At 54.7% G+C, this 22967-nt stretch carries 15 protein-coding genes and 1 tRNA gene; 9 read left to right on the top strand and 7 right to left on the bottom strand.

Annotated elements, in window-relative coordinates:
• Positions 1 to 6: 6 nt before the first annotated feature.
• The 3 genes from miaA to FDZ78_RS00995 are packed head-to-tail and all read left to right on the top strand — an operon-like array spanning position 7 to position 4323.
• Positions 7 to 933: a tRNA (adenosine(37)-N6)-dimethylallyltransferase MiaA gene (gene miaA / locus FDZ78_RS01005; RefSeq protein WP_136408852.1), complete on the top strand. Its 927-nt coding sequence runs from the start codon at positions 7 to 9 to the stop codon at positions 931 to 933.
• Between the two features lie 54 nt (positions 934 to 987).
• Positions 988 to 2649, top strand: a complete 1662-nt coding sequence (locus FDZ78_RS01000; protein WP_124075491.1) for an AMP-binding protein — start codon at positions 988 to 990, stop codon at positions 2647 to 2649.
• Positions 2650 to 2661: 12 nt separating this feature from the next.
• Entirely contained in the window at positions 2662 to 4323 is a 1662-nt protein-coding gene (locus tag FDZ78_RS00995) for a putative transporter (protein WP_137426157.1), read from the top strand.
• A gap of 347 nt (positions 4324 to 4670) precedes the next feature.
• Here FDZ78_RS00995 and FDZ78_RS00990 read toward each other — a convergent pair whose 3' ends face one another.
• Positions 4671 to 7208 (bottom strand): DUF5686 and carboxypeptidase-like regulatory domain-containing protein, encoded by a 2538-nt coding sequence (locus tag FDZ78_RS00990; protein WP_168182114.1) that lies wholly within the window; start codon positions 7206 to 7208, stop codon positions 4671 to 4673.
• 135 nt (positions 7209 to 7343) lie between these two features.
• Here FDZ78_RS00990 and FDZ78_RS00985 point away from each other — a divergent pair, with 135 nt between their 5' ends.
• Complete coding sequence (locus tag FDZ78_RS00985; RefSeq protein ID WP_136408854.1) at positions 7344 to 7796, top strand: CYTH domain-containing protein; 453 nt, start codon at positions 7344 to 7346, stop codon at positions 7794 to 7796.
• A 266-nt stretch (positions 7797 to 8062) separates the two neighbouring features.
• On the opposite strand, the gene FDZ78_RS00980 is transcribed toward FDZ78_RS00985, so the two are convergent.
• The 3 genes from FDZ78_RS00980 to FDZ78_RS00970 all read right to left on the bottom strand — a co-directional run bounded on the left by FDZ78_RS00980 (position 8063) and on the right by FDZ78_RS00970 (position 10612).
• Positions 8063 to 9358, bottom strand: a complete 1296-nt coding sequence (locus FDZ78_RS00980; protein WP_136408855.1) for a folylpolyglutamate synthase/dihydrofolate synthase family protein — start codon at positions 9356 to 9358, stop codon at positions 8063 to 8065.
• 85 nt (positions 9359 to 9443) lie between these two features.
• Positions 9444 to 10013: a chromate transporter gene (locus FDZ78_RS00975; RefSeq protein ID WP_136408856.1), complete on the bottom strand. Its 570-nt coding sequence runs from the start codon at positions 10011 to 10013 to the stop codon at positions 9444 to 9446.
• Complete coding sequence (locus FDZ78_RS00970; RefSeq protein WP_107030947.1) at positions 10010 to 10612, bottom strand: chromate transporter; 603 nt, start codon at positions 10610 to 10612, stop codon at positions 10010 to 10012. Before FDZ78_RS00970 ends, FDZ78_RS00975 begins: the two co-directional genes overlap by 4 nt.
• A 221-nt stretch (positions 10613 to 10833) precedes the next feature.
• Between FDZ78_RS00970 and frc the strand changes: the two genes are divergently transcribed.
• The 4 genes from frc to nifJ all read left to right on the top strand — a co-directional run bounded on the left by frc (position 10834) and on the right by nifJ (position 18854).
• On the top strand, positions 10834 to 12141 hold the full coding sequence (gene frc / locus FDZ78_RS00965) for a formyl-CoA transferase (RefSeq protein WP_107030946.1): 1308 nt from the start codon (positions 10834 to 10836) through the stop codon (positions 12139 to 12141).
• 125 nt (positions 12142 to 12266) lie between these two features.
• Positions 12267 to 14033, top strand: coding sequence for an oxalyl-CoA decarboxylase (gene oxc, locus FDZ78_RS00960; protein ID WP_168182117.1), 1767 nt, complete (start codon positions 12267 to 12269; stop codon positions 14031 to 14033).
• A 112-nt stretch (positions 14034 to 14145) separates the two neighbouring features.
• On the top strand, positions 14146 to 15114 hold the full coding sequence (locus FDZ78_RS00955) for an AEC family transporter (RefSeq protein ID WP_107030945.1): 969 nt from the start codon (positions 14146 to 14148) through the stop codon (positions 15112 to 15114).
• A gap of 125 nt (positions 15115 to 15239) precedes the next feature.
• Positions 15240 to 18854, top strand: a complete 3615-nt coding sequence (gene nifJ, locus FDZ78_RS00950; RefSeq protein WP_124075492.1) for a pyruvate:ferredoxin (flavodoxin) oxidoreductase — start codon at positions 15240 to 15242, stop codon at positions 18852 to 18854.
• A gap of 130 nt (positions 18855 to 18984) precedes the next feature.
• On the opposite strand, the gene FDZ78_RS00945 is transcribed toward nifJ, so the two are convergent.
• From FDZ78_RS00945 to rsfS, 3 genes are all read right to left on the bottom strand, one after another.
• A complete protein-coding gene (locus FDZ78_RS00945; protein WP_136408858.1) occupies positions 18985 to 19536 on the bottom strand; it encodes a hypothetical protein in 552 nt (183 codons plus the stop codon).
• 179 nt (positions 19537 to 19715) lie between these two features.
• Positions 19716 to 21884 (bottom strand): ATP-dependent zinc metalloprotease FtsH, encoded by a 2169-nt coding sequence (gene ftsH / locus FDZ78_RS00940; protein WP_136408859.1) that lies wholly within the window; start codon positions 21882 to 21884, stop codon positions 19716 to 19718.
• A 35-nt stretch (positions 21885 to 21919) separates the two neighbouring features.
• The gene (gene rsfS, locus FDZ78_RS00935; RefSeq protein WP_107033476.1) at positions 21920 to 22282 is read right to left on the bottom strand and encodes a ribosome silencing factor; all 363 of its coding nucleotides are present in this window, start codon (positions 22280 to 22282) and stop codon (positions 21920 to 21922) included.
• A 353-nt stretch (positions 22283 to 22635) separates the two neighbouring features.
• On the opposite strand from rsfS, the gene FDZ78_RS00930 reads away from it, so the two are divergent.
• Positions 22636 to 22708 (top strand) — tRNA-Glu (locus FDZ78_RS00930).
• Positions 22709 to 22967 lie beyond the last annotated feature (259 nt).

Genomic DNA, 22967 nt, shown 5'->3' with positions numbered 1-22967 from the left:
AGCAGATTGAAAACTCTCGTAATAGTCACAGGCCCGACCGCAAGCGGAAAGACCTCACTCGCAATAGAGCTGGCGCAGGCGCTCGACACGGAAATCGTGTCGGCCGACTCGCGCCAGCTTTTCCACGACCTCCCCATCGGGACAGCCGCACCGACCCCCGCCCAACTCGCAGCCGTGACCCATCACCTCGTCGGCACCCTTGATCTCACCGACTACTACTCGGCCGCCCGTTTCGAGGAAGACGCCCTCCGCATCCTCTCCGAAATCTGGCTCCACAGCGACTACGCCGTCATGTGCGGAGGCTCAATGATGTATATCGACGCCGTCACCAACGGAATCGACCAACTCCCCACCATCTCCCCGCAGATCCGCGCCGAAGTCATGGACCTGTATGAAAAAGGAGGCCTCCCCGCACTCCATGAACACCTGCGCCGGCTCGACCCCGCCTACCTCGACAAAGCCGACCCCTCAAACCACCGCCGCCTCATCCACGCCATCGAAATCACCCTCCAGGCCGGAATCCCCGCTTCCACCCTGCTCACCGGCAACCGCAAGCAGCGCCCGTTCCGCATCATCAAGATAGCCGTCGGCTGGGAGCGGGCCGAACTCTTCGACCGCATCAACAGGCGCGTCGACGCCATGATAGCCGAAGGCTTCGAGCAGGAAGCCCGCCGCGTCTATCCCCAGCGCCACCTAAACTCGCTCAACACCGTAGGCTACAAAGAACTCTTCGCCATGTTCGACGGCACTATGGACCGCGAGACAGCAATAGCCCGCATAGCCAAAAACTCCCGCGTTTACGCAAAAAAACAGCTCCTCTGGCTCTCGAAAGATCCTGACGTCCGCATTCTCGACCCGCATAAACCACTGTGCCCGCAAGCGTTAAGATTTATTAAAGAAAATAGCACTGCAAAAATGGCCGATAATTCCTAAATTTGTGCCAAATTTCCCCTAAATTCAATCTATCACACCCCATACTTCAGAATAATGAAAGATCGCGAAAGCCTCAACCTATATTTCCAGGACGCAATCCGTGACAACTGGGACCTCCCCGCCCTTACCGACTTCGGCGGTGCCACCCTGACCTACAAGGACGTAGCCCGCAAAATAGCCAAACTCCACCTCCTCTACCAGGAGAGCGGAATCCGTCCGGGCGACAAAGTAGTACTTTGTGCCAAGAACAGCTCCATGTGGTGCGTGGCTTTCATCGGCACCCTCACCTACGGCGCCGTCATAGTTCCCATTCTCGCCGACTTCAAAGCCGACAACATCCAGCACCTTATCAACCACAGCGATGCCCGCCTGGCCATAATCGACGAGAACATCTGGGAAGACCTCAACCCCGACGGCATGCGCACCCTCCTCGGCGCAATCTCAGTCCGCGACTTCTCGATGCTCCACAGCAACGACGAAAAACTCATCCACGCCCGCAGACACCTCAACGAAATCTTCGGCCGCCGCTACCCCGACCGCTTCACCCCTGAAGACGTCGTCTACCACATTGACACCAAAGAAGAACTCTGCCTCATCAGCTACACCTCCGGATCCACCGGCTTCTCAAAAGGAGTCATGCTTCCCTACCGCAGCCTGTGGTCCAACGTGCAGTTCTGCATCGAGAACATACCCACCGGTCCTGGCGACGGAGTGGTCTGCATGCTCCCCCTGGCCCACATGTACGGTCTCACAATCGACATGCTCCGCCCATTCATCTGCGGCAACCACATCCACATCCTCACCCGCACACCCTCGCCGCGCATCATCATGGAAGCCTTCGCCAAGGTCCACCCGCGCTACATCGTCACCGTGCCCCTGATCATCGAGAAGATCATCCGCACCCGCGTCTTCCCGATGCTTGAAAAGCCCCTCATGAAACTCATGCTCATGGTGCCATATGTAGATGAAAAGCTCCTCGGCAAAATCAAAGACCGCCTCACCGAAACCTTCGGCGGCAACGTGCAGGAAATCATCATCGGAGGTGCCGGCCTCAACCGCGACGTCGAAAAATTCCTCCGCCGCATAAACTTCCCCTACACCGTAGGCTACGGCATGACCGAATGCGGGCCCCTCATCTCCTACTCGCCCTCCAGCGAAAACCGCATGGCATCATGCGGACGCATCGTAGACCGCGTAGAAGCACGCATCGACTCCACTGACAGCGCCGTCAAACCAGGCATTCTCCACGTCAAAGGCGAAAACGTAATGCTCGGCTACTACAAAAATCCGGAAGCCACCGAAGCCTGCATGAGCGAAGACGGATGGCTCTCCACCGGCGACATCTGCAACCTCGACAGCGACGGATTCCTCTACATCCGCGGACGCGACAAAAACATGATCCTCGGACCCTCCGGCCAGAACATCTACCCCGAAGAAATCGAAGACAAACTCAACAACCTCTCCTACGTAGCCGAATCGCTCATCATCGACGGAGGTGACGGACGCCTCGTGGCCCTCATCTACCCCGACATCGAAAGCCTCACATCCCAGGGCCTCGACAACGACGGAATCATGGGCATAATGGAGGAAAACATCAAAACTCTCAACTCCAGCCTCCCGGCCTATTCCCAGGTACAGCGCTTCAAACTCATGAGCGAAGAATTCGAAAAAACGCCCAAACGCTCCATCAAACGCTACCTCTATCAGTCAAAATAAACTGGTCAGCACATGCAATGGTTTTCAGAGCTCTTCATGAGCCACACGGCACTCCAGGCGGTGATCATTATCTCAGTGATCATCGCCTTTGGCCTTGCCTTAGGTAAAATCCGCGTCTGGGGCATATCACTCGGCGTCACATTCGTATTTTTCGCCGGAATCCTCGCAGGCCACATCGGGCTCTCAATAGACCCCACCATCCTGCACTACACCGAAAACCTCGGCCTTGTGCTCTTCGTCTACGAACTCGGCCTGAAAGTCGGTCCGGGCTTCTTCAGCTCATTCCGCAAAGGAGGTCTCGAACTCAACATGCTCGGCCTCGGAGTCCTCGCCATAGGCACCCTCATGGCCGTCCTCTGCACCCTTTGCCTCGGCATACCCATCGGAGAAGCCACCGGACTCCTCTGCGGAGCCACCACCAACACCCCCGCACTCGGCGCCGCCCAGCAGGCCCTCGAACAGGTAGGCCGCTCAGCCAGCGGAGCCGCCCTCAGCTGCGCCGTCACCTACCCCCTCGGAGTAGTCGGAGTGATCCTCGCCATCATAGCCCTGCGCGGCTTCCTCCGCCGCTCCGGCGCACCGCTCACCCCTCCGCAGGAAGAACCTGACGGCACATTCATAGCCGAATTCCAGGTCTGCAACCCCGCCATCTACGGCATGTCGGTCCGCGAAATCTCAGCAGTCTCCAAAACCAGATTCGTCATCTCCCGCCTCTGGCGCGACCATGACGTAAGCCTCCCTGACTCAACCACAATCCTCCTCAAAGACGACCACCTGCTCGTCATCACCACCCCTGAAGACGCCGCAAAACTGAAAGTCCTCTTCGGCAAACAGGAAGCCCGTGACTGGAACAAGAAAGACATCGACTGGAACTCCATCGACAACCAGCTCATCTCGCGCCGCATCATCGTCAGCCGTCCCTCGATCAACGGCAAAAAACTCGGCTCGCTGCGCCTGCGCAACCAATACCACATAAACATCAGCCGAATAAGCCGCAGCGGACTCCACCTGCTCGCCACCCCCGAACTCGTCCTCCAGCTCGGCGACATACTCAACGTAGTCGGAAGCGCAGCCGACATCGAAAAAGTCGAACAGATCCTCGGCAACACCGAAATCAAACTCAAAGACCCCAACCTCGGAGCCATCTTCATCGGCATAGTCCTCGGACTCGTCATCGGCTCCATCCCTATCATGATCCCCGGCATCTCCACCCCCATAAAACTCGGACTCGCCGGAGGCCCCATCATCGTAGGCATACTAATTGGCCGCTTCGGCCCGCAGTTCCGCCTCGTCACCTACACCACCCGAAGCGCCAACCTCATGCTACGCGGCATCGGCCTCTCGCTCTACCTCGCCTGCCTCGGACTCGAAGCCGGAGCACACTTCATTGACACCATCATGCGCCCCGAAGGCCTCGTCTGGATACTCCTCGGCTTCCTTATAACCATAATCCCCGTACTCATAATGGGAGCCATAGCCATGAAATTCTGCCGCCTCGACTTCGGACTCACCTGCGGAATGCTCTGCGGAAGTATGGCCAACCCGATGGCCCTCAACTACGCCAATGACATCATCCCAGGCGACTATGCAACCGTAAGCTACGCCACCGTCTACCCCCTCTCAATGTTCTGCCGCGTCATCATCGCCCAGCTCATAATCCTCTGCCTGATCTGAGAGAAGTAAACAACAAAAGAAATTCGGTGCATTTGGCATCAGCGGATTCAGAAAACTCATCAGGCAGGGGGCAGTGAATCGCTCAGACAGGATGCAGACAACTGTCCCGGTCACGCTGTGCATGCTGAGGCCGGATGGGCGTCCGGAGGACGCAGATTTACTCGTAGCCCGTGACACCGCAGCGCAAAGCGCGCAGGTGTCACGGGCTTGCAATCCCCCGGCATCTGGTGTCCGGTCGAGGACACCGATTTACCGCTCCGGATGGAGTGCACTGACAGACTGTTGTATATTGCAGAACTTCTTTCCGATATAGATTTTGAAATGCGGATTTATGTTCATGCCGGTTCTCAAAAAGAAAAATGGAAAGTAAACCTCAGCCCCTGCTTGCAGGCTCCGGGGTTATCGCGGTAAGTCAGGCGCCAGGTATAATCCACACGGAAAACCTTCAGCAGATTGTCAAGACCCACACCCACCTCCATATAAGGAGTATCAGACATCAGCTGCGTATTGTTGATCTCCGGAAAACCATAAAGATCCGGATTTAACCAAGGCTTGTTGCGGTCACTCAGATGGCCCCAGACACCCTTGAACATAAACGCCTCGCGCAACTTAAGCCGTTTGATGATCGGAATATAGTTAAGAATCAACCCGTTGGCCCAATAGGTCAGATCCCACTGCGCGTAAGAATCATTGATGAACTCCATCGGATTCATACACGAAAACAGGTCAGGTATAATCAGATATGACAGATTGGCCCCCGGAATCAGCAGCCCCGGATAAGGAGTGCGCGACCACACATGGCCTCCCTTAAGCGTCATGTCGACATAACCGAAAGCCGAAAGCCATATGCGCTTGAAAAACGAAGCCTCCGTCACATTCAGAGCAAACGGATTACCCATGAACCCCTTCGGAGCATAGGTGTGTGAAATAACCATCTCCGGAGCATCGAAATTGATGCGGGTGCGTCCCGTAGTCAGCTGATAGAACTTCTCGCCCGGAGCATAGCGCAACTGCAGGCGGAACGAATTCATAGTGTAATGCCTGAAATTCTCGCCGTAGCCGTTGATGAAAGTCATAAACGGAGTGGAATACTGCCGCTCCTGCTGAATCCGCGCCTCAAGCGAGAAATGCTGCTCTGTCTCAAGAATATACTCAAGCTTGCTTACACGATGATAGGTCATCTGGCAGTCAGGCAGACGGCTCACCGAAAGGAAGAAATTATCAGCATTGTGCACACTCGATATCTGGCCCAGGCGGTCGAGATCATATAACTGCGTGGCCCTCAGGGAATGTATCGGGAACTCACGCGAATGATAATTTTTGTCACGGAACGAATACTCCAGCTCCGCCTTATACTTCCACTTGTGGTCTCTGAAACCATAAGCCCCGTAGCCGCGGGCAAACCACCGGCGCGAAAGATTGGCCGTAGTCATGCCGCCCGCTCTCAGGCGCAGACCTTCCACAGAGTTATAGGACACGAGCGAAGTCATCGGCCCGATATCGAAATATGACTTCTTGGCCGTCGGCACATAGCCCGACACGAGAACCTTGACCACCTTCTCAGTCCAGTAGAACAGAGGCACCTGCCTCATGCGTTCCATCATCTTCTCGATTCCGTTGACACCCTGGGCAATCTCCGCCTTGCGGTTCTCATCCCAGAAATCCTGACCGCGATACTCCGCGCCTGGGGCATAGATCTGGGCCACTCCGCGCTTGAAAATCGACGCATCAGGTGCCGGATCGAAATTATGACTGTCATAGACCGTCTGACGCCGGCCGTAGAGACCGCCTGAACCCGGAACCACGCTCGCTTCGAGAATCATGTCGTCCTTGGTCTTCAGACGCGACCCGTCAGGAGCCTTCTCATAATCCTGGCTGATGACAAGACCGTTGATGAAATTGAGATTTATGTCGTGAGGCACACGCAACACAATTCTCTTTATAAACATGGTCGTATCGCCAACAGGCACATAAAAACGCCCCGTGAACCCCATCGTGCTCGGATTGCGCGGCACGAACGTAAGCTCCACACAGCGCGTGGTGTCGACAAAAACCGTATCCGTAAGATAAAATTTATAGAAATCAGGCGCGATTCTTGACAGCGGCGACACAAAGCGGGTCTGCATCAGCACGATATCATTGTCATAGACATCCACCTCACGCAACACGTCCTCATAGAACGTCTGCATACTCTGCTTGTCAAGCATCTCGTCAATGCCCGATGAACGCAGCCCCGTGACGAACTCCTTCTCCCCTTTAGGCTCCTTCCGGTAATGCACCGATGACAGTTTTTCTCTCAGAGCCACATTCAGGATCGGCTTGCCCGAAACCTCTGAAGTGTCGATATACTCCTTGACAAAAGAAAACATCTTGTCAAAGCCGCGCTTGGCCGAATCGTTAAACTGATAGTCATTCAAAGCCAGCGTTATACGCTCGTACTTGTTATAATTATAATTATCGTGGCGCCGCGGATCGTTCAGATCCTGAGTGTGGCGTATTTTCTCCATGAAAGCCACAGCCGGATTATTCTTTTTCGAATAATGCTCCCGCTTGGGCTTGGCTATCACCTCTCCGAGCAGCACACCGGTCGACACCAGATCAATGTCAACCTGCACATTGTCGCCCCTCTTCCTTGAGGCAACAGCTTTTGTTGTATATCCCAGCGACGAAGCCATCACACTGTCAAAAGGCAGCGTGGTCACTATAGTGTAGCGGCCGTTGTCATCCGTAAGAACGCCTCGGTCAGTACCTTTGAGCAGTACAGACGCATATGGTATCGGCTCGCGGGTCAGCGAATCGCGCACCACTCCGCGCACTGTCACATTACGGCCGGATGCTGAAAAAGAAATCAGGATTACGCTTACACAAAATATGATGATGCGCATGAGCGCACACAATTTGGTCATGGAAAATTGTTGCAAATAGTTACAATCTTTTTTAATTTTGCAAAATTACGCATAAATGCGTAGATAATTGCTATCGGCATAACCTCTTTACACTCTTTTAACACTCTGGAAACAATGGCAAAAGAAATAGAACGGAAATTTCTTGTCAAAGACCGCAGCTTTATCTCTCAGGCAGAAGCCGCAGTAAGCATTCGTCAGGCCTATATCTCAACTGCCCCTGACGCCACGGTGCGCATCCGCATCCGTGACAAAGAGGCATTTCTGACCGTCAAAGGACGCAACTCAGGAGCCATACGCGACGAATGGGAATATCCCGTCCCGGTAGCTGACGCCGAAGAAATGGCCCGGCGGCTCTGCGGAGGCTTCGCCATTGACAAGACAAGATACATCGTTGACCACCTTGGGTGGAAATGGGAAGTGGACATCTTCCACGGACACCACGAAGGGCTCATACTCGCCGAAATCGAAATGCCCTCAGCCGACTCCAACCCGCCGCTGCCCCCCTTCATCGGCCCGGAAGTCACCGGCGATCCTCGCTACTACAACTCAACCCTCTCCCGCAAATAATCGCGGTCATCTCACTCCACCGCTCCGGCCACTCCCAGACAGGGCCAATGTAAAAGAGTGGTAATCCGCGATCTGCATGTGTCCAGCAAGACGGATTCCGGATGAAATCGCATCTTCCCTAAATGTCTCGAAGAGACTGAGTTTTCGAAACCCCAGGGTAAGCGATAGTCCAAAGGGCCGAGCGATGCCTGGGTATTGAAGCGAATCAGATTTCTGCTCTAAGAGGCAGGTTAACAGCCGGATATGTTATCCAGCCTCCGATTTCCTCATTTATCTTCACTGAGTAGAGACAAGTTCAGATCCGCGATCAGGAAATTGCTGCCGGCTATGAGAATCATGTCATCCGTCCCGGTGGCGGCGGCCGTAGCCGTGGCAAGAGCCTCGTTCACATCAGCTATCGCCGGCCCGTTCAGTCCGAATTCGGCAGCCTGGGCCGCAAGCGCATCGGCATTCAGCCCGCGTGGCACAGACGGAGCGGAAAAATAAAGTCGCTTATCGCCTCCTATCTCCACTATTTTACGCAAGATGGCCGAGATATCCTTATCGTTGACAAAACCCATAATCAGATGCAGAGTCCCGGACTTACGCGCCGAAAGCTGAGAGGCTATGTATTCCCATCCGCCTATATTGTGACCCGTGTCGCAGATGGTCAGCGGATCGCGCCGCAGAGTGGTCCAGCGCCCCATCAGTCCGGTGTCCTCGCAGACATGTGCGAATCCATCTCTGACGGACTCGGCAGGAATTGCGAAACCACAGCCTGACAAAACACCAAGAGTCTCCATCACGGTAGCCGCATTTCTTATCTGGCAGTCACCGGAAAGTTCTCCGCGGATCTTGCCGTAAGGAGTATGCTCATAGACCATCATCCCATCCTCGCGCCGTCCGTCAAGCGAAGCGGCATATTTCAGAGGTGCGCCAACAGCCTCCGCACGCTCCTCGAACACAGCCATGCACTCTGGCTGACGCTCTCCGATCACCGCAGGCACTCCGGTCTTGATGATCCCCGCCTTCTCAAAGGCAATTTTTTCAAGGCTCTCGCCAAGCAGCGCCGTATGGTCAGGCGAGATATTGGTGATCACACTGACAACCGGAGTGATGATGTTCGTGCTGTCGAGCCTGCCGCCGAGACCGGTCTCTATGACAGCCACGTCAACCTTCTCGCGGGCAAAATACTCGAAAGCCATAGTTGAGGTGAGTTCAAAAAAGCTCGGTGTCAAATCCGACTCCACAGCCATCCATCGCTCCACGAAATCAACCACGGCTTCATGTGATATCTTCTGACCGTTGACCCTTATGCGCTCACGGAAATCAAAAATGTGCGGCGATGTATAAAGCCCTGTCCTGTAGCCCGCACGGGCCAAGACAGCCGCAAGAGTGTGGGCTGTCGATCCCTTACCGTTGGTCCCGGCAATGTGGATGCAGGCATACTCACGGTGTGGATTTCCAAACAGATCGTCAAGGGCCACAGAGGTTCCGAGCCCCGGTTTATAAGCCGAAGCGCCCTCGCGCTGAAACACCGGAAGAGAATTATATAGAAAATCAATAGACTCCTGATAAGTCATGGCTGTCAATTTTTTAAGCGATAAATTTACACAAATACCTTGATTGAAGCAAGGCTGGAAATATTAAAATTTAATTCGCGGCATATCAATAGATAAGCCACCCCGCCGCGCCGGCGAGGCATATAATCAGAATCGGATGGAATTTGAATTTATAAACCATCAGAAAAGCCGCCAGACAGATGGCTATGCTCCATGCTATATGCGACCATTCCTCTCCGAAATTCGCGCCGTTCATCAGCAGCAGAGCTGCTGATGCAATAAGCCCTACAACCACCGGACGCAGCCCTGCGAAGATGCCCTTGACAACCACACTGTCCTTATGGCGGCGTATCAGATGGCTTGTATAGGCCACAAGCACAAATGACGGCAGCACGACCACCAGCGTGCAGAGCACCGATCCCAAAATACCGAAAACCGGCGAGGAGAAAGCCTCGGAATACTCCGCCGGAGCCACATAACCTATATATGTGGCCGAGTTGATGCCGATCGGTCCGGGAGTCATCTGCGAAATGGCCACTATGTCAGTAAACATCTGCCCGCTGATCCACCCCGGCCCTACTATCTCGCGCTCGATCAGCGCCAGCATGGCATAACCGCCGCCAAATCCGAAAAGTCCGATTTTCAGATAGGCCCATATAAGTTTGAGATATATCATAGCTTCTCGTCCTCCTTTTTTATTTCATTCTCAACCTTGTGGAGCGCCTTGACATTGCGCGAAAACCAGAGCCAGCCGAAAAATCCGCCGAGCACTATGTAAAGGATCGGATTTGACACCACCGGAAGTTTCGAAAATATCAGCAGTGCCACTCCGACAGGTATCACAGCCGTCTTCCAACCGATTTTCGCAGCCTTGGCCGACGAAATCACCGGAGCTATGATCAGCGCCACAACCGCCGGACGGATTCCCTTGAAGATTGCTGACAGTGTCGGGTTGTTCTTGATCAGATCAGGCGTCAGAAACACCGCTATGCAAAGTATCATCAGAAACGACGGCAGGATGCAGCCCAGAGCGGCCGCAAGCGAACCTTTCATTCCGCGCAGCTTGTCGCCGACGGCCACAGAGATATTGACGGCAAGAATGCCCGGAAGCGACTGCGCCACCGCAAGCAGGTCAAGAAACTCGTCGCGGTCTATCCAGCGGTGCTTGTCGACGATCTCCTTCTCGATTATAGAGATCATCGCCCAGCCGCCCCCGAAAGTGAAGGCTCCTATCTTGAAGAAAGACAGAAACAGTTGAAGACAGATATTGTTCATAATGGCTCTGTTATGATTTCGGCCGGACAAACGGTAGCCTGAGGCGGCGCCTCCCGCCGGTTCCGGCCGACAAAATTACAAATTAATTCCCGAACAAGAGCCAAAAATCAACTTTTCAGCCCGTATAGTGTTGTATAAGTACAGATTTATGAGAAATACCCATAAAATTAACGCACACACGTTAAAATCCAAAATCATCTATTCTTAATATATTTACTATTATGAACACTGCCCCACTACAAGGAATCAAGGTGATTGACTTCACCGAAGTACAGTCAGGACCTTCATGCACCCAGATGCTTGCCTGGCTTGGAGCCGATGTAATCAAAATCGAGCGTCCCGGAGTCGGCGACGCCACCCGTAAAGAACTTCAGTTCGACCCTAATCTGCCAAGCTACTACTTCCTGCAGCTCAATTCAGACAAAAAATCAATCTCTCTTGATGCCAAGACCCCTGATGGTAAAGCCATCCTTACCAAGCTTATCCAGGGTGCCGACATGTTTATTGAAAACCTCCATCCGGGTGCTATGGACAAACTCGGTTTCAGCTGGGATGTGGTCCACAAACTCAACCCTAAATGTATCTACGGTACAATCAAGGGCTTCCCTGTATCATCAAAATACAAAGACCTCAAGGCCTACGAGCCTATCGCCCAGGTGACCGCAGCTGCAGCCTCGACCACAGGCTGGTATGAAGGCGAATATGACATCCCTACCCAGAGCGGCGCGGCTCTCGGCGACTCCAACACCGGCATGCACCTGCTCATCGGCCTTCTCGCCGCCCTCCAGCAGCGCAACAAAACCGGCGAAGGCTGCTTCGTCTATCAGTCGATGCACAACGCATGTCTTAACCTATGCCGCATCAAGACCCGTGACCAGCTGACACTCGAAAAGATCGGCTATCTGTCGCAGTTCCCGCAGTACCCCGACGGAAAATTCGGTGACTGTGTGCCCCGTTCAGGCAATATAGAAGGCGGCGGCGTGCTTGGCTGGACCTACAAGTGTAAGCCTGCCGGAGATCTCGACTCGGCCATTGATGCCAACAACTACGTCTATATCATCCTCCAGCGTGGCGAAAAGGAATTCAAACTCGCCTGCCAGGGATTCGGCTTCGAGGACTGGCTCACCAACCCCGACTTCGCCACAGCCGATGCCCGTGACAAGCACAAACAGGAAATCTATCAGCGTATCGGTGCATGGACTGCCGACAAGACCAAATTTGAGATAACCGAAATCCTGTCGAAATACGGTGTGCCTGTAGGTCCTGTCCTTTCGACCAAGGAAGTGATGTCTGACCAGAGTCTCTATGACGGCAACACTCTCGTCAAGATTAACCAGGGTGGTGAGATCGGCGAATTCGTAACCGTCGGATGTCCGTTCACCATGAGCAACTATCAGCCGGCCTACGGCCCCTGCCCGTCACTCGGCGGAAATACCGATGAAGTGCTCAAGAGCCTCGGCTATACAGACGACCAGATCGCATCGTTCGCCAAGAACGGTACAACCGCACCCCTGCCTGAGGCCAAGTAAACCTACCGCACGTAATCAACGAAACTGAAAAGAGGGGACAATTAACGATTGTCTTGTAAAGCAAGCCCAATTGCTAATTGTCCCCTCTTCACTATTCTGCAACCAACTTCAAAATCTGTTTTTATATGGCAACTACAACTAACAGCAGCAACACATCCGCAGGGTGCGGATGTCAGCCTAAAGCCGCGCCCCACTTTCCTGACCAGGTGACCGGCATGTATATACTTGCCAGGGCATTGAAGAATGTCGGCATTGAAAATGTCTACGGCCTTGTGGGCATTCCTATCACCGAAGCAGCCTATCTCATCCAGGGACAGGGCATACGTTTCGTAGGATTCCGCCACGAGCAGCAGGCCGGAATGGCCGCCGCCACCGAAGGTTTTCTCACCAAGAAACCCGGCGTGCTGATGACCGTATCGTCACTCGGATTCATGAACGGCCTGACAGCCACAGCCAACGCCACCGTCAACTGCTATCCTATGATACAGATCTCAGGCGCATCGGATCCGACTATGGTCGACATGAACATGGGCACCTATGAACAGCTCGACCAGTTCAACACAGCCAAGCCTGTGGTCAAGGCCGCATTCCGATGCAGCCATGCCAAAGACATCCCCGCTGCCGTCAGCCGCGCATACCGCGCGGCCGTGTCAGGCCGTCCGGGCGGTGTGTATATCGACATGACCACCCCGGCGCTCGGTGAGATCATGGACCGCGATGAAGCTGAAAAGCTTTTCTATGAGTCGGTTGACATGTACTCTCCCGTAGCTCCGAATGCCGAATCTGTCGACCGCGCGGTCCAGGTGCTCACCTCAGCCAAGCGTCCGGCCATCCTTCTCGGCAAAGGCGCCGCCTATGCTCAGGTCGACGACAAGATCAAGACTCTGATCGAAAAATACAACATCCCCTATCTCCCGATGTCGATGGCCAAGGGCCTGATGCCCGATGCGGGTCCCCTAAGCGCCCTGTCCTGCCGTTCGACCGTCATGGAGAAGGCTGATGTGGTCATGGTGATCGGCGCCCGTCTCAACTGGATGCTTTCATTCGGCCGCGGAAAATGGAACCCCGATATGAAATTCATCCAGCTCGATGTCGATCCCGAAGAAATGGATGTCAACGTGCCTATCGCTGCGCCGGTTGTCGGTGACATGGGCCTCGCTCTTGATGCCATTCTTGCAAAAATGGACGGCGCGAAGATGTCAGTCGATCCTGCATGGGTCAGCTCCCTACAGGCAGAGGCCAAGGAGAAAAACGCTAAGTTCTCCGCACGTCTCGATGCCACGAAGGGCCTGATGCCGATGCACCACTGGACCGCGCTCGGAGTCATCAAGCCTATCATCGAGGCCAACCCTGACATCATACTGATCAACGAGGGCGCCAACACTCTTGATGACACCCGCGATGCCATTGACATGACCATCCCTCGTCACCGCGTAGACTGCGCCACCTGGGCTATCATGGGTATGGGCATGGGATCAGCCATCGGTGCCGCCGTGGCCACAGGCAAATCTGTTGTGGCCATCGAAGGTGACTCGGCTTTCGGCTTCTCAGGCATGGACTTCTCTACCGCCTGCCGCTTCGGACTCCCGCTCACAGTTGTCATCTTCAACAACGGCGGTATCTACAACGGCATCGGAGTGCCAATGGACAAAACCACCGATCCGGCGCCGACAACCCTTGATATCCACGCCCGCTACGACAAGCTCGGCGAAGCCTTCGGCGCACAGACCTACTACGTCCAGACTCCCGATGAGCTCCGCGCAGCTCTGACCGAGAGCATCGCAAGCAAGAAACCCTGTCTGATCGACGTGCAGCTTGCCGCCGACTCCGGCAAGGAATCAGGCCACATAGGCTATCTGAACCCCGCACCCCTTCAGAACATCACTGTATAGTCTTTTCCCGAAACCTACTCACACTCAGACTCAAATCCGCCGGATGGAGCCTCACCCCTATCCAGCCGGTTTTGATATTCTCCCCTGATTATCAACTTTCAAACAACTATTTATGGAACACATTATTCTCTACGCCATAGTCCCGATCATCGTAGTGATGCTTGCGGGCTATATTTCGGGAAAGAAGGGAATATTTTCCGGCGAAGATGCCAAGAAGTTCAACAAGGTTGTGCTTGACTACGCCCTTCCAGCCGCCCTTTTCGTCTCCATAGTCCAGGCCACGCGCGAAATGCTCGCCCATGATCTGAAACTGTCCATAATCTCACTTGTGGGCATCATGCTCTGTTTCATGATTGTCTACTTCGTCTTCCTGATGTTCAAGAAAAACACCGGAGCCGATGCCGCCATCTCGGCGCTTATCAGCGGTTCGCCGACAATCGGTTTCCTCGGATTCGCCGTGCTGGAACCTATCTTCGGCACCACCCCTACTGTGGCACTCGTTGTGGCTATCGTAGGCATTGTTGTCAACGCCGTCGGCATCCCCGTGGGCCTTTCACTGCTCAACGCATCTCTTGAAAAGCAAAATCCCGGATCATCGAAAAACAAAAGCGCCTGGGCTCCTGTGATCCACGCGCTGGAACAGCCTGTGGCATGGGCCCCGATACTCGCAGTCATCTGGGTGCTCGTCGGAATACCCTGGCCCGACTGGGCAAGCCCCTCGTTCACACTCATCAAGGGCGCCAATGCCTCAATGGCCGTATTCTCAGCCGGCATCACCCTTTCGGCCATCAAGATCTCTATCAACTGGCAGGTAATACTCGGATCAATCCTCAAGATGATCATGATGCCAGCCGTGCTGCTTATCATGGGCTTGATCTTCCATATGGATCCTCTGAACCTTAAGATGCTCGTTGTGGCCGGCGCTCTGCCTCCTGCATTTTCAGGCATCATCATCGCCGACGAATATGACACCTATGTGGCCGAGGGCACTTCGTCACTGACCCTCTCGGTCATCCTCTTTATAGGTTTCTGCCCGCTCTGGCTCTGGATCACAGACCTCTGCCTCGCAGGATCATTCTAAAAAAGATTTCAGGCAGTCTGTCAAGCTGCAATGAAACTCATCAGGGTATAAGTGCCTGACCGCACTTATGCTCACCATTCAGATCTCCTCACAGACTCTACCATCCACCTTTCAATCCGACCGAAATGAAAAAGCAGATCCTTGACGGTTGCACAGCAGCCGCACACGTGGCATTCGCACTCAGTGACGTCGCCACCGTCTACCCGATAACCCCCATAGCCGCAATGGGTGACACCGCCCAGAAGTGGGGGCTACAGGGACGGCGCAATCTGATGGGTCAGCCCCTTGAGGTAAAGGAAATGGAGAGTGAACTTGGAGCAGCCGGAGCGGTCCACGGTGCGGCCGCGGCCGGGGCACTGGCCACCACATTCACAGCCTCGCAGGGCCTGATGCTGATGATTCCGAACATGTACAAAATTGCCGGCGAGCTGCTGCCGGTGGTCTTCCATGTGGGTTGCCGCTCGCTTGCCACTCATGCGCTTTCGATTTTCGGCGACCATCAGGACGTGATGGCCTGCCGTGCCACGGGCTTCACAATGCTTGCCTCAGCTTCCGTGCAGGAGACTATGGATCTCGCCCTCGTGGCCCATCTTGCAGCCATTGAAGGCTCACTTCCGGTGTTGCATTTTTTTGACGGCTGGCGGACATCGTCAGAGATGGATACCATCGATGTGATCGACTACGAGTCGATGCGGCCCCTTGTCAACTGGGAGAAAGTCAATCTTTTCCGCCGCCATTCCATGAACCCTGAGCACCCCGATCTGAGAGGCTCGGCCCAGAATCCGGATGTCTACTTCCAGAACCGCGAGGCAGCCAACAGATTCTACGATGCCTTCCCCGCAATCGTGCAGCAGGCAATGGACAAGGTAAGCTCCATCACCGGCCGCAGTTATCATCTTGTGGACTACCACGGCGCTCCCGATGCCGACAGAGTCATCATAGTGATGGGCTCCGCTGCCGATGTGGTCAGCGAGACATCAGACTATCTCAACTCCGAAAATGGCTACCGGACAGGGGTGGTGAAAGTGCGCCTCTACCGACCTTTCCCCGCCAGGGAACTTTGCGAGGCGCTTCCGCCGTCGGTGCGCTGTATAGCGGTGCTTGACCGCACCAAGGAACCGGGAGCCTGCCATGAGCCTCTGTGCGAGGACGTCATCACAGCGCTCCATGATTGCGGAAAATTCCGCGACACCCGCATCATCGGCGGACGCTACGGACTGTCAAGCAAAGAGTTCAATCCCTCGATGGTCAAGGCCATTTTCGATGAAATGACCAGGGAAGAGCCCCGGAATCCGTTCACCATAGGCATCACCGATGATGTCACCCGGCTCTCGATTCCGGTCACTGAAACCGTGGAGACCAATGTGGCCTCCGGGACCTATCAGACAATACTCTATGCCATCGGTAACGACGGCACTGTAGGCGGCACAAAGCAGGTGGCACAGATCATAGGCAACACTCCCGGTCTCTACGCCCAGGCCTATTTCAGTTATTCGGCAAAGAAATCAGGCGGCTACACCATCTCGCAGCTGCGAATCGGGAAGAAACCGGTAACATCGGCCTATGCCATTGACGGGGCCGACTATGTGGGCTGCCACAAGTCGTCATATGTAAGGCGTTTCGATATGCTCGACAAGATAAAGCCCGGAGGAATCTTTGTGCTGAACTCACCCTGGACTCCCGACCGTATGCCCGAAAAACTGCCCGCCGACATGCGCAAGGCTATCACTGAAAAGAAATTGCGTTTCTACAATATCGACGCCGACCGCATTGCCGCTGTCTGTGGCCTCAGCCCGCGCATCAACATGGTGATGGAGACGGTGTTTCTCTATCTCAGCGGCCTGATTCCGTTTGACGAGGGTGTGGCCGCTCTGAAGGAGCGTCTGTCCGAAACCTACCGTCATGAGGGCGGCGATGTAGTGAGCCGCAATATCAAGGCCGTTGACATGACTATCGCCGCGCTCAAGGAGATCAATGTCAGCGAAATCAGCGGCTGGTCTGCTCCGGAGGCTCCGGCAAGGCCGGAACCGGCATTTGCCGATTCCGCGCTTGAAACATTCATCCGCACAATCCACACACCCTGCATCAAAGGCCGCGGCGACCTGATCCCTGTTTCGGCCTTCTCGCCTGACGGTAAAATGCCTATGGGTACCACCGCCTGCGAGCACCGCCGCATTGCCACCCGTGTGCCGGTCTGGAACGCCGACAAATGCGTTGAGTGCGCAGAGTGTTCGCTTGTCTGCCCCCACGCCGCCATCCGCCCCTTCCTCCTGTCGGCGGAAGAGGCCGCCAAAGCGCCTGAAGGCTTCACGCTCAAGGATGCCACCGGAGCGCAGCAGCTCAAAGGCTACAAGTTCCACATCCAGAACTTTCCGGAAGACTGCCTGGGGTGCTCGTCATGCTCTATAATCTGCCCCGGACACGCACTGACCATGACACCGCTTGAAGATGTGGTTGACCGCGAGGCCCCGCTTGCAATGTGGGCTATGGCCAACGTCACTCTCAAAGACCGCCTTCTGCCGGCCGAGACAGTCAACGGCTCGCAGCTGCGCCAGCCATGCCTGCAGTTCTCAGGAGCCTGCGCCGGCTGCGGGGAAACTCCGTATGTCAAACTGCTCACACAGCTTTTCGGGCAGAGGATGCTGATTGCCAACGCTACGGGGTGCAGTTCGATCTGGGGTGCCAACTATCCTTCAAACGCCTATTGCACCGATCCGCAAGGCAAGGGTCCGGCATGGGGCAACTCTCTGTTCGAGGACAACGGTGAATACGGCTACGGAATGCTCGTAGCTCTCGAACACCGCCGCAAGCGTGTGGCCATGCAGGTCAGGGAGCTGATAGACAGTCCCGATACTCTCCCCTATCTCAAACAGCCGCTTGAGGCCTGGTATTCGGCAAAGGACGATCCTGAACTCTCGGCAGCAACCGGCGGGCAGCTCAGAGCCATGCTCGAACCTGTCAGAGATCTCAGTCCGGCCTATGCGGCCCTGCTTGAGGAGGCCGATCTGTTCGGGCGGAAAACCGTATGGGCCATAGGCGGCGACGGATGGGCCTATGACATAGGCTTTGCCGGACTCGATCATGTGCTTTCTTCGGGCGAGCCGGTGAAGGTGCTGGTCATGGACACTGAATGCTATTCCAACACCGGCGGTCAGACATCAAAGGCCACGCCCCGCAGCGCTGTGGCCAAATATAACCCCGACGGCAAGCGGGTGGCTAAGAAAGAGCTGGGGCGCATGATGATGACCTACGGCAATGTCTATGTGGCTTCCGTGGCCTTGGGCGCAAACTATCAGCAGACCATCGATGCCCTCGCCGAGGCTGAACGCTATCCCGGACCGGCTATAGTGATTGCCTACTGCCCCTGTCTGAACCACGGCATCCGTCCGGGTCTCGGCCACTCCATAGTGGAACAGCGACGGGCTGTCGAGGCGGGCTACTGGCCTCTCTACCGCTACAATCCGCAGGCTGCGGCTGAAGGACGCCCGGCTCTGACCATCGACTCTGTGATTCCGGGGGCCGACAACAGCGGAGCCAACGGCTCGTCGCCGCTGACCGAATCGCCCCGCTACCCCGATCCGGAACCGGTCAGCACCGTTGAGCAATTCGCCATGAATGAAGACCGCTATGCCGATCTTTCCATGATCGACCCGACGGAGGCCGGAATACTCCGCCCGCAGCTTCAGGCCGACTGCAACCGCAACCGCGAGGCACTTGAACATCTTGCAAAGAAGCCATAAAATCAAACATACGGCGCTATATAACAATAGTTTTGACGTTGATTTTGAAGCCGGGGGAGATGACGTTGCCGTAACGCCGTCTCCCCCTTTTTCAGCAACGGCAGGTTCATATCACAACCGGGGATATTCATCAACGGCGCCGAGAGGCCTCGCGGCGCGCCTTTCTGCGCTTCTCACGCTCTATCATGCGCCGCTGCCTGCGGTTAAGTAAAATCGGCTCCGCCGGTTCATCCGCCTCGTCATAGTTATCCTCATCGTCACAATCAAACTGCTCCCTGATCTTCAGAAGTTCAGCCAGGCGCGCCATGTCAATGCCGCTTCCTGAGGCCTTGGGTTCGCACAGAGACTCTTCCGGGACATTCTTTCCGGCAGATTTACGCCGAGGGCGGCGAGGAGCCGTCTTCTTGCGCCTACGGGCAGCCGCCGAGCGGGCCATAGCTTTGTCAAGCTCACTGCGGATCAGCGCAAACATCAGCCTGACAGTCGCATCAGAGTCATCGGCCGGCAGACAAGTTCCGCTAAGATAATCATTCACGGCCTTGACCGTCTTCTCGGCAAGCTCATCGGCTGCACTTCCGCCTATGGCCTGAAATGAAGCATGAATACGGCTGACGGTTTCCTGATAAAACTTTTTTGACACCGGACAATCCGGCAACATGCTGACTGACTTTGCATTTTTCATCGCTTGTAATGGCTGGGTTATGTTTTTTTGATAATTCACACCCGCAAATATACAAGCGCCCCGGCCCCTTTAAGTGCGATAATGCGGGGAGAGGCAAAAAAATTCAGGCGATCCGCGAATACGGATCGCCTGAGGTGGATTTTTTAGAGGTTGTTTTATTTCAAATGTGACGTCTGAGATCAGTTGCTCTCACTGTCCTTTGAGCCATCGCCTTTGTAGGGCGGCGGGGTCACACAAGTGTCTTTTTTCTCTTCCGAGTCTGCAGTCTCAGCCGTTTCGGAGACTTCCACATCAACCACTTCCTGACTGTCAGCAGAATCGCCTGAAGGCTCTGCCTCATGGGGCTTTTCAGACTCTCCGGCAGCTTCCTTGGCTGCATTTTCCTCGGCGAGGCGCTTGGCGTCACGCGCGGCCTGAAGCTCCATGATCTCTTCGGTGCGAGATTTCCACTGGCGCTTGCCGAAAATGTTGACGAGGTCTTCGGCATACATGACTTCCTTTGTCAGAAGTGTCTCGGCAAGTTTGGCGTGGCCTTCTTTATGCTCGGTAAGAATCTTCTTGGCGCGCTCATACTGCTCGCTGATGATGCGCGACACTTCGTCGTCGATCTGCTTGGCGCGTTCACCGCCGTAGGGCTTGGAGAAGCCGTAGGCCTGACCGGTCGAATCGTAGTAGCATACGTTGGGAATCTTGTCGCTCATGCCGTAGTAAACCACTATTGCATAAGCCATTTTGGTCACTTTCTCAAGGTCGTTGAGCGCACCGGTAGAAATCTGGCCTGTGGTCAGTTCCTCGGCCGCACGTCCTGCGAGAGTCATGCAGATCTGGTCAAGCAGAGCCTCCTTGGGAGTGATCTGGCGCTCTTCAGGCATATACCATGCAGCTCCGAGAGCCATTCCGCGTGGCACGATCGACACCTTGACCATCTCATTGGAGTATTTCAGGAACCATGATACGGTGGCATGGCCGGCCTCATGGATGGCGATTGATTTCTTCTCGTCGTCGGAAATTATCTTCGAACTGTGTTCGAGACCTCCTATTATACGGTCGATAGCGGCCATGAAGCTGTCGCGGTCAACGGCCTTCTTGTTGCCGCGGGCAGCAATCAGCGCTGCCTCGTTGCAGACATTGGCAATGTCGGCACCGCAGAATCCGGCTGTCTGACGCGCCATCAGGTCCACATCCACCGAGTCATCGGTCTTGATGTTGCGCAGATGCACCTTGAACACCTCTATGCGGTCTTTCAGCTCAGGCAGATCGACATTGATCTGACGGTCGAAACGGCCGGCGCGCAGCAGGGCTTTGTCAAGAATATCAGCGCGGTTGGTGGCGGCAAGGATGATGACACCACTGTTTGACCCGAAGCCGTCCATCTCGGTAAGCAGCTGGTTGAGGGTGTTCTCACGCTCGTCATTGGCCCCCATGTTGGGATTCTTGCCACGGGCACGGCCCACGGCGTCGATCTCGTCGATAAACACTATACAGGGAGCTTTTTCCTTGGCCTGACGGAAAAGGTCGCGCACTCGCGAGGCTCCGACACCCACAAACATCTCTACGAAATCAGAACCTGACATCGAGAAGAAAGGCACATTGGCTTCGCCGGCCACAGCCTTGGCAAGCAGCGTCTTGCCTGTTCCGGGAGGGCCTACAAGGAGAGCGCCTTTTGGAATCTTGGCACCGAGGTCGGTGTAGCGCTGGGGATTGCGGAGAAATTCCACAATCTCGCGTATCTCGGTCTTGGCTTCGGAGAGTCCGGCCACATCCTTGAATGTGACGTTGGTCCCCTCGCCTTTCTCAAACATCTTGGCTTTGGATTTGCCTACATTGAACACTCCGCCGGCTCCGCCGCCTGAGGCTCCGCCTGACATGCGGCGCATCATGAAGAACCAGAAGAACACAAGAAGCAGAATCGGGCCGAACGACCACAGCAGCGAGCCGTAGTCCGACGATTTGTCATACTTGACCTCGCCGTGCTTCACTCCCTCCTGATTCCAGAGGTCGATCTGATCTTCGAACTTGTCGGCCGACGGAATGTCGGTGATGATCTTGGCGATAGTGCCCTTGTCGCCCTTATACTGGCTTTCCTTGAAGACGCTCCGGGCAAGAGAGTCGGAGAGCACGGCCTCGGCCTTGTTGGTGTTGGAGAACACGGTGATCTCGCCCACACCTCCTGTGGCTACATATTCCTTGAACTTTGTGTAGCTCACTTCCTTCTCTATAGAAGTGTCATCGACATAGAGCATTCCGAGAAGAAACAGGATTATTATGGCATAGGCCCAGTACATGCTGAACCCGATCTTAAACTTCTTCGGGTTCGGATTATTGTTGAGTGGAGTCGGAGAACTCATTTTGGAATCAATTGATTATGAGAGGATTTTTTATATCAGTCTTCATCAGGATAGTCGGTGATGACGGCATCGCTCCAGAGCTCTTCAAGCGCATAAAGATCGCGGGTCTCGCGCTGAAAGACGTGGACAAGCGTGTCACCGTAGTCTATCACAATCCATGTTGAATTGCCGTAACCGTCATAGTTATAGGGCTTGACGCCGATGTGTTCAAGCAGATATTCTCGGATGCTGTCAGCCACAGCGGCTACATGCTGAGTGGATGTGCCCTCGCAGATCACGAAACGGCGGGCGGCGGCGGTGTCGATGTCGCTCATGTCGACTGTGGTTATCTTGCGGCCCTTGCGGTCGCGGATCCCTTCGATGATTGAGGGCAATATGTCTGTTACTGTTTCAGTCATTTGTCTGATTCTGTGTAAGATGTGGTTGAAACTAAGAGCGTATTCTCTGTTTTTTAAGTGATGAGTGTTTAATTTAAACATGCAAAGATAAGCATTTTCCCTGAATAACCATAGATTCGGCCTGCGGTTGATTACACCTGGAGGGTAAAATGTGCTGTCGATGTTTTAACAACCGGTAAGGCGGTTTGGTTTTTGTTGATGATTCCTTGTCAGATTTGTAAATATATGTTAAAACGGGAATCTTTATTTGCAACACTCAAAAAAAGCCCTTACCTTTGCAGTGCAAAACCGGGAAGGAACGCAGTGCTGGAGAGCCTCGCCGACAGAAAAGTTCCTTTCAGAGAGTAGTGAATGGCGATTTAGTGTAGTGGCCTAGCACGCCACCCTCTCACGGTGGAGACCTGGGTTCGATTCCCAGATTCGCTACTCGAAAAAGATGATTTCAGACTTCTGAAATCATCTTTTTTTTGCTATATACCTACGGAAACCCGCCCAGGCTGACCCTCTCTGCCTGAATGGCGCCGGATGGTGATGTCCGGCAGGACATCGGTTTACTCGTAGCCCGTGACACCTGCGCGCTTTGCGCTGCGGTGTCACGGGCTTACAATCCCACCCTGCATATGGTGTCCGGTCGAGGACACCGATTTACCGCTCCGGATGGAATGCCCCATTATTATCGCCATTT

Source organism: Duncaniella sp. B8 (genome assembly GCF_005304985.1).
GTDB classification, from domain to species: domain Bacteria; phylum Bacteroidota; class Bacteroidia; order Bacteroidales; family Muribaculaceae; genus Duncaniella; species Duncaniella muris.
Note: the sequence above shows the minus strand (reverse complement) of the source record. Positions and strands in the feature narration are given on the sequence as shown.

Coding starts and splice junctions, on each gene's coding strand:
- FDZ78_RS00995 (WP_137426157.1), top strand. CDS start 2,662: ATGCAATGGTTTTCAGAGCTCTTCATGAGCCACACGGCACTCCAGGCG.
- frc (WP_107030946.1), top strand. CDS start 10,834: ATGAACACTGCCCCACTACAAGGAATCAAGGTGATTGACTTCACCGAA.
- FDZ78_RS00975 (WP_136408856.1), bottom strand. CDS start 10,013: ATGATATATCTCAAACTTATATGGGCCTATCTGAAAATCGGACTTTTC.
- FDZ78_RS00990 (WP_168182114.1), bottom strand. CDS start 7,208: ATGCGCATCATCATATTTTGTGTAAGCGTAATCCTGATTTCTTTTTCA.
- nifJ (WP_124075492.1), top strand. CDS start 15,240: ATGAAAAAGCAGATCCTTGACGGTTGCACAGCAGCCGCACACGTGGCA.
- FDZ78_RS00980 (WP_136408855.1), bottom strand. CDS start 9,358: ATGACTTATCAGGAGTCTATTGATTTTCTATATAATTCTCTTCCGGTG.
- FDZ78_RS00970 (WP_107030947.1), bottom strand. CDS start 10,612: ATGAACAATATCTGTCTTCAACTGTTTCTGTCTTTCTTCAAGATAGGA.
- FDZ78_RS00955 (WP_107030945.1), top strand. CDS start 14,146: ATGGAACACATTATTCTCTACGCCATAGTCCCGATCATCGTAGTGATG.
- FDZ78_RS00985 (WP_136408854.1), top strand. CDS start 7,344: ATGGCAAAAGAAATAGAACGGAAATTTCTTGTCAAAGACCGCAGCTTT.
- rsfS (WP_107033476.1), bottom strand. CDS start 22,282: ATGACTGAAACAGTAACAGACATATTGCCCTCAATCATCGAAGGGATC.
- FDZ78_RS00945 (WP_136408858.1), bottom strand. CDS start 19,536: ATGAAAAATGCAAAGTCAGTCAGCATGTTGCCGGATTGTCCGGTGTCA.
- oxc (WP_168182117.1), top strand. CDS start 12,267: ATGGCAACTACAACTAACAGCAGCAACACATCCGCAGGGTGCGGATGT.
- ftsH (WP_136408859.1), bottom strand. CDS start 21,884: ATGAGTTCTCCGACTCCACTCAACAATAATCCGAACCCGAAGAAGTTT.
- FDZ78_RS01000 (WP_124075491.1), top strand. CDS start 988: ATGAAAGATCGCGAAAGCCTCAACCTATATTTCCAGGACGCAATCCGT.